10 protein-coding genes are annotated in these 12,325 nt (G+C 42.3%); 4 read left to right on the top strand and 6 right to left on the bottom strand.

The annotated features are described in order from the left end of the window. Positions 1-126: 126 nt before the first annotated feature. Both CWC03_RS09190 and CWC03_RS09185 read right to left on the bottom strand, forming a co-directional pair. Complete coding sequence (locus CWC03_RS09190) at positions 127-969, bottom strand: isopenicillin N synthase family dioxygenase (protein WP_138581614.1); 843 nt, start codon at positions 967-969, stop codon at positions 127-129. A gap of 385 nt (positions 970-1,354) precedes the next feature. Further along, a complete protein-coding gene (locus tag CWC03_RS09185; RefSeq protein ID WP_138581612.1) occupies positions 1,355-2,476 on the bottom strand; it encodes an ATP-binding response regulator in 1,122 nt (373 codons plus the stop codon). Positions 2,477-2,585: 109 nt separating this feature from the next. Here CWC03_RS09185 and CWC03_RS09180 point away from each other — a divergent pair, with 109 nt between their 5' ends. Next, the gene (locus CWC03_RS09180; RefSeq protein WP_138581611.1) at positions 2,586-6,317 is read left to right on the top strand and encodes a PAS domain-containing hybrid sensor histidine kinase/response regulator; all 3,732 of its coding nucleotides are present in this window, start codon (positions 2,586-2,588) and stop codon (positions 6,315-6,317) included. 112 nt (positions 6,318-6,429) lie between these two features. On the opposite strand, the gene CWC03_RS09175 is transcribed toward CWC03_RS09180, so the two are convergent. Continuing rightward, complete coding sequence (locus CWC03_RS09175; RefSeq protein ID WP_010378035.1) at positions 6,430-7,104, bottom strand: DUF3334 family protein; 675 nt, start codon at positions 7,102-7,104, stop codon at positions 6,430-6,432. Positions 7,105-7,219: 115 nt separating this feature from the next. Between CWC03_RS09175 and cmoA the strand changes: the two genes are divergently transcribed. The 3 genes from cmoA to CWC03_RS09160 all read left to right on the top strand — a co-directional run bounded on the left by cmoA (position 7,220) and on the right by CWC03_RS09160 (position 9,701). After that, complete coding sequence (gene cmoA, locus CWC03_RS09170) at positions 7,220-7,945, top strand: carboxy-S-adenosyl-L-methionine synthase CmoA (RefSeq protein WP_138581609.1); 726 nt, start codon at positions 7,220-7,222, stop codon at positions 7,943-7,945. 8 nt (positions 7,946-7,953) lie between these two features. Next, on the top strand, positions 7,954-8,922 hold the full coding sequence (gene cmoB / locus CWC03_RS09165) for a tRNA 5-methoxyuridine(34)/uridine 5-oxyacetic acid(34) synthase CmoB (RefSeq protein WP_138581607.1): 969 nt from the start codon (positions 7,954-7,956) through the stop codon (positions 8,920-8,922). Between the two features lie 365 nt (positions 8,923-9,287). Next, positions 9,288-9,701 carry a hypothetical protein gene (locus CWC03_RS09160; RefSeq protein ID WP_138581605.1) on the top strand — a complete coding sequence of 138 codons (414 nt, stop codon included), beginning with the start codon at positions 9,288-9,290 and terminating at the stop codon, positions 9,699-9,701. Positions 9,702-9,850: 149 nt separating this feature from the next. Here CWC03_RS09160 and adk read toward each other — a convergent pair whose 3' ends face one another. The 3 genes from adk to CWC03_RS09145 all read right to left on the bottom strand — a co-directional run bounded on the left by adk (position 9,851) and on the right by CWC03_RS09145 (position 12,306). Then, positions 9,851-10,495 (bottom strand): adenylate kinase, encoded by a 645-nt coding sequence (gene adk, locus CWC03_RS09155; RefSeq protein WP_010378026.1) that lies wholly within the window; start codon positions 10,493-10,495, stop codon positions 9,851-9,853. Positions 10,496-10,663: 168 nt separating this feature from the next. Next, a complete protein-coding gene (gene gap, locus CWC03_RS09150; protein ID WP_138581603.1) occupies positions 10,664-11,668 on the bottom strand; it encodes a type I glyceraldehyde-3-phosphate dehydrogenase in 1,005 nt (334 codons plus the stop codon). 17 nt (positions 11,669-11,685) lie between these two features. Beyond that, positions 11,686-12,306, bottom strand: coding sequence for a bifunctional 4-hydroxy-2-oxoglutarate aldolase/2-dehydro-3-deoxy-phosphogluconate aldolase (locus CWC03_RS09145; protein ID WP_010378022.1), 621 nt, complete (start codon positions 12,304-12,306; stop codon positions 11,686-11,688). Between the last annotated feature and the right edge of the window lie 19 nt (positions 12,307-12,325).

Genomic DNA, 12,325 nt, shown 5'->3' with positions numbered 1-12,325 from the left:
GCAATAATCTCCAAATTACAAGGACTAACAGAGATCAGGGATTGTTAGGCACATAATAAAAAAGCGACTCAATCTTACATCAAGTCGCTTTATGGATTTAACCTTATTGTTCAGGTTATTCGCAGACTACTTAACTCCAAGTTCTCTCAAGCGCTCTTGCAAATAGCTATCTGCAGTGTAACGCTCTGACAACACAACATCTGGTCTTGGATGTAAGAATAGCGGCAATGAAATACGAGATTTCGTCGACGCTTTGCCTGTAGGATTAATCACACGGTGAATTGTCGATGGGAAGTAACCACCCGACGCCTCTTGTAGCATGTCACCAATGTTAATAATCAACGAACCAAAGTCGCATGGTACATCTAACCAACTACCATCTTGTCTTTGCACTTGCAGGCCAGGCTCATTTGCCGCTGGCAATACAGTAAGTAGATTGATATCACCATGAGCTGCGGCGCGAATTGCACCTGGTTCTTCATCACCTGTCATTGGTGGGTAATGAAGAATACGCAGTAATGTCTGCTCTGATTCTTTGATCATATCTTTAAGGTCAATAGAGAATCTAGCTCTCACATCTGCAGGCGCTTCAGCTTGAACCCAGCTTAGCAATTCTTGAGCAAACTCGCTCGCTAAACGATAATATTCACGAATTTCTTCGTCTAATTGAGCCGGTACACGCCCTTTTGGGTAAACATGAAAATACTCTTTGATGTCTTTTACTGTAAAACCTTTCGCAACCTCGGATACTTCTGGTGGGAAGTAACCATCTTGGGTTTCTTTATTGAAAAGGAACTCGTGTTTTTCTTCTGAATTAAAAAATTCTTGCCAATGTTTGTAGATTGACTCAACTAACTCTTGTGGGATTGGGTGATTTTTTAGTACACCGAAGCCTGTGTTTCTTAAAGATTCTACAAACTCTTTCGCAGCATTTGGCGATTGATAGTCTACGGTAGGTAACTGTTGCATAATGGTTCCACCAAAATTATTAGTAATTCATGGTTATTTACTCAATTGCACATTGGGGTAAATAACGCACTTCCCGTGTCATCTCAACACTGCGTACCTAGTAGAAGGTAAGGCGTATGTTATCGGGTCTGTTAACCTAGGGGGTTGTTTTAAAAGATAAACTTGTGTCTAACAAGTCTCGCTCAAAACAGCAACAGCAAAGGCTAAAAAGCCCTTATACGATCGTGTTGTCGATAATTCTTCAAAAAGTGTAGCTAATTACATGCTTAGCAGAGTACTTTTTAAAGATTACGTTTTAACAGCGAGCGAGCTTATTGAATTAGGACAAATCATATAAGGACTTATGTCCGCTTTTATATATAGGACCTGAGACTTTTGATGCAGATCAAGTGTTATCGGGCGCATCTATCGGTATTTGGATATCCCACTCCAATCCTTGCGGTGTATTTTTCACGCTAAACTCTCCATTGAGTGCCCCTGAAACCAAGTTGGCAGTTAAATTTGCGCTTAACCCAACATGACCTGCATTACCTCTTTTTGTCGTCACAAATGGTTTTAATAACTCTTGTGTACTAATTCCTCTAAGCCCTACTCCATGGTCAGTATAATTAACATGTAAATTATTATCCGAGTGCGTAAAGGTGATTGTAGCAAGGTGATCATGGTCAATCCAAGCATGCGCAATGGAGTTCTCAACTAAGTTGCTCAATACCTCAACCAGAGCTTGTCCATCCACGTAAACCTCTGTTGTCGTGTTACCAACAAACTGGATCTGTACGTCTTGCTTTGAAAAATCTTTTTTCAGTCTTGTTTCTATTTCTTGTAATTTAACGTCGGCACAGCTGCTATCTCGCTCAGACTGAGAGACCGATTTTAATAAGCTGACAAACTTAGCCACTTTCTCTAGATTACGACTACAAAGCGCACTACTATCTTTGATCTGCTCAAATCCCGCTACCAACCCATCCTGCGTAAGCGTACCTGCGGTAAGTGCACTTTGTAGCTCTTGCATCACGCCTTCTAAAAAGGTGTTGGATGTAATACTGGTACCAAGTGGGGTATTGATTTCGTGTGCAATCCCAATCACCATTTGGTTTATGGCTTTAGATAGTTGCTGTTTTACCGCTAACTTTTGCGCTTCAATTAACTTAAATTGGGTGTTTACTCTGGCTATGATTTCAGCGGGTTTATAGGGTTTAGTGATGTAATCAACACCACCGACCTCGAATGCCTGTACCAAGCTCTCGCTGTCTTCATAAGCACTTACAAAAATAACTGGAATGGCCGCCGTCGAATTGTCGGACTTAAGCTCTTTACATAGTTCAATCCCCGACATATTTGGCATTTTTATATCGGTAATAATTAATTCAGGCTGATGCTTTTTAACGATACCTAAGGCAATGTCCCCCCCTCGAGCCGCCAATACTTTGTATCCTTCCTTTCTTAGTATGAGCTGCAATACTTGGAGGTTTTCAGGCATATCGTCAACAATTAAAATGTCTGACATGTAACGTTACTCAAGTCCTTACGATAGACACTTTTTACAGCATAGCTTGAGAATTTGTATATCGCGACTATGTTTATATATATAAATTTTCACGCGTAAATAATAACTTATGTCCTCAAAAGCATTACTAAGTTGGATCGCACTTTTCGCCTTGATGGCAGCTCTGGGAAGCGCAACGCTTATCTACTACTCAACAACCGCTCATAGCACTCTCGCGACCGACGTTAATACCGCTTATCATAACCACCTCTCACTTGAGATGTATAGCAAAGATAAAAACGCCCAATGGCTCGATGACATTGAATCCGCACCAAGTCACTCATTACCACTACCGCTACAACAAATTTATGAAGCCCAAGCAAGATTAAAATCTCGATTTTTAGCAAACAAGATTGAACAGGTCGATTTACCTCAACGTTATCAAAACGCTATCTCACAACTGCCTCTCATTGCCAACGCTGAACTCGAAACTCGAACCAATCAACAACTTAAAATATTGCTGATTACTGGCCTTGCTTTCGCGGTGTTAACACTATTTTTAAGCTTTTATGTTTGGTTTATGCGCACCAAACATTTCTCCCCGCTCTATCGCATCGTAAATACGCTACGTGCACAAGCGTTAAACGGCGCCCCGCTTTCAGTTGCCCCAACAAACAGTGATGCAGATGTAAAACGGCTCACACAAGCGATCCATGCAGCAACCACCTCTCAAAGCCAAAAGTTGGCGTCAGCCGCAATCATCGAAAACTATAATCGCGAACTAAAGTCCATCACCGGTTCTGAGCCTATCGTACGCCACGCACTGGAATTTATTGCCAATGAGTTCAACGCACCGAGTGTTTGTCTCTATGCCAATTTAGAAGACGACACCTTGTCATTAGTGAAAAGCCATGGGGTGATACCAAGCCACTCAATTATTGCGTCAACGATAGCGCTTTGCGCAACAAATAATGAACCACAGGTACAACAAGAACCGTTGTGGCTCAAAGAGCAAGAGGTTGAAGTAAAATTACAAAGCCGTTATTGCTTTCCACTAGCCATCGGTAATCATGTAGTTTATGTACTGCTAGTTGGTAGTGCTCAGGCGTTGATAGACAGCCAATTTGAAGCGCTTGAGTACTTGTGTAAGGACCTAAGTCTCGCGCTTGCTATTAATGAAAATATCGAAAAACAACAAAAGACAGAGTCAGCCTTAAGCGAACAACTTGAACTTACCCACCATATTATCAATGCTATCCCAAACCCTACATACTACCGTTCTACTGACGGGGTATTTATGGGGGTAAACAAGTCCTTTTTGGCACTGTTAGATCAATTCGAAGTAGATGTAATTGGCGCCAAACTAGACGAGATTTTTGATTTAGGAATAGCCAGCCTATTTGAATCCAAAGCCCACGAAATTATCACCACAACCCAAGAGCAAACCTACGAAGTGCTATTGCTCGATGGCCAAGATCAGGCCCGAGAACTTATTGTATATGAAGCGCCATTTTTTAATGAAAATGGCGCTGTAGCTGGAATTGTTGGCATGTACCTTGATGTTTCCGAGAGGAACCAACTGCAACGTGAGCTCATAGAGGCAAAAGACTTGGCTCAAAACTCGGCAAAAGCAAAAAGCGAATTCCTCGCTAACATGAGCCATGAAATTCGAACCCCAATGAACGCGATTATTGGTATGTCCCATCTCGCGCTCGCGACCGAATTAAATGCTAAACAGCACGACTATGTATCAAAAATAGATACAGCGGCAAAGCAATTACTAAGATTGATCAACGATATACTCGATTTTTCAAAAATCGAAGCTGGCAAAATAGAGTTAGAATATCAGGCTTTTTCAACAGAAAAGCTACTCGACAGTGTCGCCACCATCGTCAGTGTAAAAGCCCAAGAAAAACAACTAGAGTTGGTCTTTGATCTCGACTCACAAGTACCCTACTGCATGATTGGCGATCAATTTAGAATAAGTCAAGTCCTCATCAATTTAGCGGGTAACGCGGTTAAATTCACAGAAACTGGTGAGGTTGTTATTCGTGTTGCCCTTGTCAATGTCGAAAAAGGGTTAGCAAAAATTAAGTTTAGCGTAAAAGACTCTGGTATTGGCATGAATAAGCGCCAGCAAAAAAATCTATTTCAATCTTTCTCTCAAGCGGACAACTCAATTACACGGAAATATGGTGGTACAGGACTCGGCCTCACGATTTCGCAGCAACTGGTAAAACTTATGGGGGGAGAGATATACGTAGAGAGTGAAGAAAACGTCGGTTCGGAGTTTTATTTCACATTAGAGATGGAAGTCAGTGACGAACTAAGTCAGGCGAAAATGGCCTCAACTCACTTATCAGGACTATCAGCAACAATCATTGATGACAACCAGCATGCTCTGGACGTACTAAGTGGCATGCTAACAAACTTTGGTATGCAGGTTTGTGCTTATTTAGACCCTCATAAGGCATTAAATCAGTTCGTCCTGACACAAGATTTACCAGATCTTATTTTCGTCGATTGGCATATGCCAAAACTAGATGGCATCGAGCTGATCACCAAGCTGCAATCGCAAGTCGATGTATCGCAAAGTAAGTTTATTTTAGTCACAGCTTATGGTCGGGAGTTAAACCTCAACGATAGCCAAGCCAGTTTAGTCGATGGTGTACTTTTAAAACCGATTAATCCGTCAAATCTTGTGGATGTTATTCAAAATGCCGTGTTTGACTCACCAGAAGTAAGAACCACTATCACCAAAAAAGAGCAAACAATCAGTAAACAAGCACTAAATGGCATATCGATTTTGGTTGCGGAGGATCAACCAGTCAACCAGGAGATCGCTGTAGAGATATTGTCTAGCTTCGGAGCGCAAGTGGCGGTCGCTGATAATGGGCAAGAAGCCATTGAGCGAGTTCATAGCAAACATATAGATATTGTTTTAATGGATATGCAAATGCCAGTAATGGATGGCATTACCGCGACGCAAAACCTTCGTGTAGAGTTCGATAAAAATACACTTCCTATTCTCGCGATGACCGCCAATGCCATGGAAGAAGACATCCAGACTTGCATCGATGCTGGTATGAATGACCACGTCACCAAACCCATCGACGTTGAGCAACTCGTTAACAGTATTTTGAAATATGCAAGCGCAGAGAGCAGTAGAATTTTAGCAACGCCAGTAGCAAACTCACCAGAAGTCACTGCAGAAGTAGAGGAAGTTAATGAAGTCATTGAGTTTGAAGGCATTGATATTGCTGAGGGCATTGCTCGAGCCGCAGGCAACCAAAAGGTTTACTTCGATATATTAGAAAAGTTTCTATCCCAGCAGGTTGAGGAGCTGATCAATTTAAAACAGGCTTTAGCCATTGAGAATTTTGAACTGGCACATAGCATGTTACATGCATTAAAAGGTGCTAGTGCTAACCTTTCGATTGTTAAGCTGACCGAGGAGTTTAAGCACATTGAAGCCTCTCTAAACGTCCGTCCACCTAATGCGAGTGAAATTGACGAGCTGATTAAATACGTTAAATATGCACAGGAACAATGCCAAAAGCGCCGTAAAAGAGAAACGTATCAACAAGTAGAAAGTGTAACGAAAAACAGTGAAGCGACAGGCGGGAACAGTCAACTAGAGGAGCTCATTCAGCTCGCGTGTGCGTTAAGAGATTATGATACTCAAGCCACAGAGCTCGTAGACTCAATTTCAGTTAGTAGCTATTTGACTGAACCAGAGCTGCAGAAATTAAAAACCGCCATTGCCCGCTTTGAGTTCAATGAAGCCTTTATGATGCTGACATCAATTAAACACGTAGAAGAAGCCCCCGAGCTTAATGTAGAAAAAGGCGCACTGCATTAGGGCTATTGCTATATATTTTATCCGAAGGCGAAATGAAGATTTTGACGTAATAAAAAGGCCACTGATATGGCCTTTCTTTATATGCTCCAAGATGTTTACTTAAAAACGGTTATTACAGTCCCAACTGATCCATAAAGTCGTCATCTACAACATCTTCTTCCTGCGGCTTCGCTGGCTTTTTCTTTTCAGCCTGACTTGCAATAATGTCATCTGGATCTACCGACTCAGCAATATCAAAGTCATGTAGCTTAATAAATTCTGTTTTATCCATTGCCAATTCAAGATAGAAAATATTCTGGCCTTGAGTGGTAAAGGTAACGCGTCTTGCCTGCGGGCGATCCATCGTTGTGTCTACCGAGATCTGCACCTGTTTGTTGATGGCCATCATCTTAGGTTGGTTTTGCGTGATAGAGGTATGTAGCTGCTCACGCACTTTGTTGGTGAAATCACCAACAATTTGGTTCATTAACTCACCCAATACGTTAGCAACATCATCAGATAAATGACTATGCGCAATTTCTTCTTCTGGCATACCCATGTTGCGCATGTAATCGGTATACACCTCCATTGCTGCTTGCGCGGTAAAATTAGTTACGACTAAACCGGTAAAGCCACCATCGAACAATACGAAACAGCCGATGTCTGGCCTCATACAGGTACGAGTGATCTTTTGTACCATCGCAGAATAGTTAATTTGGTTGCCGCTTGCCGACGACAGAACTTCTGTTACTGAGTGGCATAGCGTTGAAAGGATGTCTTCTGTGCTAATCACTTTGCTTTTCGCCATTTTTGATCTCATATTTACTTCTTATTATTAATAGTAGCCAAGCTACTGAATTTATCACTGACTATCCAGCATAAAATGCTAAAATAGCGAGATTATTTTCAAAGAGAGATTAAATGTGACGGGCAAAGACAGTATTTATGCCACTGAGCAAGCAGTAAAAGATTTCACTTTCGACGCCAATGTCGTCGAAGTGTTTCCAGATATGATCCAGCGCTCAGTTCCGGGCTATGCGACAATAGTAAGCACAATGGGCAAACTTGCGGGTACTTACGCGCAAAGTAACTCTAACCTATATGACTTAGGCTGCTCTTTAGGCGCGGTCACGCTAAGCATGCGTAGAAATATAGATAAAGAAAACTGCCATATCATTGCCGTGGATAATTCACAGCCCATGGTAGAGCGCTGCCAATTGCATTTAAAAGGCTTTAAGTCCGACGTCCCAGTCTCGGTCACTTTAGGTGATATCAATGAAATAGAGATTAGCAACGCATCTGTCGTTGCAATGAACTTCACCCTACAGTTTATCCCACAAGAAAACCGTAAAGCAGTTCTCAAAAAAATATACCAAGGCTTGAAACCCGGTGGTGTATTGCTATTAAGTGAAAAGTTCCGCGGTGAAAACGACACTAAAGACAACTTACTTATCGACCTTCACCACGACTTTAAACGTCACAATGGCTATTCAGAATTAGAGATCAGCCAAAAACGCACCGCAATCGAAAACGTGATGCGCACAGACTCGTTAAGTACCCATATGACAAGATTAGAGGATATCGGCTTTAATCAAACTCAAGTGTGGTATCAATGTTTTAACTTCTGCTCAATGGTAGCAATAAAATAGAGGCAATTATGAATCATTGGTTTACCGACTTTTATGCAACCATTGCGAAAACACCATTAAGCCATTGGCTAGAAACGTTGCCTGCACAACTTAGCCATTGGCAAAAAGAAGCCCAACATGGCGACTGGCCGAAATGGGAAAAAGTCATTAAAAATCTACCTGAGATCTCAACCACCCATGTTGATATAAAAACCAAGGTTGAGATAGGTACTGGCACAGACGTTAATGAAGGCCATCAAAAGCAGTTAACACATTTACTAAAACGCATGATGCCATGGCGTAAGGGACCATTTCATTTACATGGCGTCCATATTGATACTGAGTGGCGCAGTGACTGGAAATGGGACAGATTGCTTCCTCATATTAGTGACCTTCATGGCCGTAATGTATTGGATATCGGCTGTGGTTCTGGTTATCACTTGTGGCGTATGCGCGGTGAAGGCGCAGAGCTTGTAGTTGGTATTGATCCTTCCGATCTGTTTTTGTGCCAATTCCAAACTATTAAACACTTTAACCCCGATCCAAACGTGCATTTGCTACCGCTAGGTGTAGAGCAACTGCCTGAGCTAAAAGCATTTGATACTGTGTTTTCAATGGGTGTGCTATATCACCGTCGTTCACCAATCGACTTCTTAGCACAGCTCAAGTCTCAACTAAGAAAAGGTGGCGAATTAGTGCTAGAAACGCTCGTGGTAGAAGGCGATGTAAATACAGTATTAGTGCCGACCGATCGCTACGCAAAAATGCGCAACGTATGGTTTATTCCAAGCTGTGATGCATTAACATTGTGGCTTGAACGCGTGGGCTTTAAGGATATCAAGGTAGTAAACAAAGATGTCACGTCGTTAGACGAGCAGCGCCAAACTCCGTGGATGGAAACAGAGTCGCTTGCTGATTTCTTAGATCCCAATGACACCAGCAAGACCATTGAAGGCTACCCAGCTCCGCTACGTGCTATATTTATCGCAAAAGCGTAATGCTATCAAAATAAAGGAGTCATAGATGGCTCCTTAATATGCCCTCAATTAACCATCCAGCTTTAAACTAAAGTCTTTTAAAATGCACCTCCACCATCTAGGGCCTGTTAGTCTCTGCGTAACCTAAGCATAGGGTTATTTTTTTGAAAAACCAATCAGATTGAACACTGCGAAGATTGGGCTAAACTTAGCTTAACATCCTTATTTGAAGCTGATACTCATCTATAGTTATTATTGTTTTGGCCACTGTAAACGCTACAGCTTGTTAATTTCGGCATCGTGCCGCATTCCACTCTATTAAGGCAACCTGCTGGGTAAACTAAGCTGTTTCTCTACAGCAGTTTTTCGGTAGCTAAGGAGACTCGATGACGGTAAAAAAATCAGAACCGAACTATACACATGTAAAACAATTACTTCGTAAAATGGAACCTGAAGTAGCCGCTAGCTTTAGCTATAAACAACGCAAAGCACTACAAAAAGCGATAAACACTCGAGGATGGAATAATCATAAGATAGACTTTAGGCCGACACTAGCACTACCGTTTTTACCTTGGAGTTTTTACTTTGTTTTTCTCGGAGGATTAAATAGGCGTACGTTGAGCTCAACAGAAAGAGTCAGCGCCGCAATAATGTTTATAATTGCTTTGCTAATTTGTGGGCTAATTCTACTTGGTACTCTTTTTGTGCTGCTCTATTTACTTAAATCTTGGCTCGGTATAGATATTTTTTCCAATGAATCACTGGGGTTATGGGACCAGTTTAAAGCGTTATTTTGGTAAGTAAAAAGTCGAATGGCAAACCAGAACTTCAATTTTTGGCTTCTATTATACAAATCAAACAGCAATGGCATGTAATACCTGAGCTTTTTCACAATACTAAAAAAGGAGCAACGATATACTCCTTTTTAGTATGTACAGCTAATGGGGCATTAGCCTAATAGTTCACCTAACTGCTTGCTTACCGCATCAACAGCTTGTGTACCATCTAGTTTGTGATATTGCGTGTTACCAGCATCCGCTTCCGCACTGTAGTAGTCTACTAGTGGTTTAGTTTGCTCATGGTAAATCGCTAGACGTTTACGTACTGTCTCTTCAGTATCGTCATCACGAATGATTAAGTCTTCACCCGTTACGTCATCTTTGCCTTCAACTTTAGGCGGATTGTAAACGATGTGGTAAACACGACCAGAACCTGGGTGTACACGACGACCGCTCATACGCTCAACGATGATCTCATCTGCCACGTCAAATTCGATAACATGGTCAACTTTGATGCCATTTTCTTTCATTGCATCTGCTTGTGGAATTGTACGTGGGAAGCCATCAAGCAAGAAGCCATTTGCACAATCTTCTTTTGCGATGCGCTCTTTTACCAAGCCGATAATGATTTCATCAGATACTAGTTGACCTGCATCCATGACTTTTTTCGCTTCAAGACCCAGCGGAGTCCCTTCTTTGATAGCTGCACGTAACATGTCGCCTGTCGAGATCTGAGGGATCCCATATTTGTCCATTAGAAATTGAGCTTGAGTACCTTTACCTGCACCCGGCGCGCCTAGCAAAATGATGCGCATAATTGAATCCTCGTTTGGAGTTATTGGTGTTTGTGTGGTGAATTTTTCCATATACGGTGCCGATCCTCAAGGAACTTATACTAATTGATAAGGAAGAATGGCAATTTTTCCGTCAAAAACAAAAAAGCTCCGCGATCTGCAGAGCTTTTGGTCAGAAATTAATCCTGATTATAAAAATGCACCTAGTGCTTTAACTTGGTCTAGCATGCGGCAAGAGAAGCCCCATTCGTTATCATACCAAGCCATCACTTTTACCAGCTTTCCATCTACTTTGGTTTGTGTAGAGTCAAACACTGAGGAAGCCGGGTTATGGTTGAAATCGATAGAAACCAGAGGCAATTCATTGTACTCAAGGATTGTACTCATCGCGCCCTCAGCAGCTGCTTTGATTGCTGCATTCACTTCTTCTTTTGAAGTGTCACGCTTGGCAACAAACGTTAAATCAACCAGTGATACGTTGATGGTTGGCACACGAACCGCCATACCGTCTAGTTTGCCAGCAAGTTCAGGAAGCACTAAGCCAACCGCTTTTGCCGCACCCGTTTTCGTCGGGATCATTGACTGAGTAGCACTACGCGCGCGATATAAATCAGGGTGGTAAACGTCTGATAGATTCTGATCGTTGGTGTAGGCATGAATAGTTGTCATGCTACCTTGCTCAATACCAATAGTGTCATTCAAAACTTTTGCAATAGGCGCAAGACAGTTTGTGGTACAAGATGCGTTAGAGATAATAGTTGATTCAGCATTCAGTACTTCACTGTTAACGCCATGAACAACCGTTGCATCCATATCTGTGCCCGGCGCAGATACAATCACTTTTTTCGCACCGGCTTCAATGTGTTTAGCCGCAGCTTCGCGAGAAGTGAACAACCCTGTACATTCGAGTACGATATCAACGTTTAGCGCTTTCCAAGGAAGATTTGCAGGGTCACGCTCTTGCGTTAGCGTGATTTCGTCACCACCGATAACGAGTGTGTTGTCGTTAAGAACAACCTGCTCTTGAAAGCGGCCATGTACAGAGTCAAATTGAGTCAAATGCGCGTTTACGTTTGCAGGTGCGAGATCGTTGATGGCAACGACTTTGATGTCTTTATTCTGACCTGACTCATACAGTGCACGAAGTACGTTACGACCGATACGTCCATAGCCATTAATTGCGATATTAATCATGATAACTGTCCCCTAATCTATTTTACTTCACTTGCTTGTTTCGCAAGCGCTTCAATGGCTTGCCAGTCTTTGTTTGCGATAAGTGCTTTATCAAGCATCCAAGTACCGCCCACACATACCACATTGTCGAGTGCAAGATACTTAGGTGCAGTTGCCAACGAAATACCACCCGTTGGACAGAATTTTACTTGTGGAATTGGTCCGCCAATGGATTTAAGCATTGGTGCACCGCCTGCTGCTTCTGCTGGGAAAAACTTTAAGAATTCAAAACCATGACTTGCAAGCTTCATCACTTCGCTTGGCGTTGCAGCACCTGGAAGAAATGGAATACTTGACGACTTAGCCAGTTCCAATAATTCGTCATTAACACCTGGACTTACCATGAAGTCAGCGCCGGCTTCTACAGAGGCATTAAAGGTTGCCTTATCCACTACCGTACCAGTACCGACATAGGCGTCTGGTAAAGCCGCTTTAATGTCTTTTACCGCTTGCGCTGCCACCGGTGTACGAAGTGTCACTTCGAGTGCTTTTAAGCCACCATTAAACAATGCCGTAGCAAGCGGCACCGCGTCTTCGAGGTTATCAATAACGATAACCGGAACCACTGGTGCTGCTGACAATATCTCTTTAATACTCATGCTCACCCTCATTCCCACT

This window comes from Pseudoalteromonas sp. S2755, from assembly GCF_005886535.1.
GTDB lineage: Bacteria > Pseudomonadota > Gammaproteobacteria > Enterobacterales > Alteromonadaceae > Pseudoalteromonas.
The sequence above is the reverse complement of the archived record's forward strand: the minus strand, read 5'-3'. Positions and strand labels throughout refer to the sequence as shown.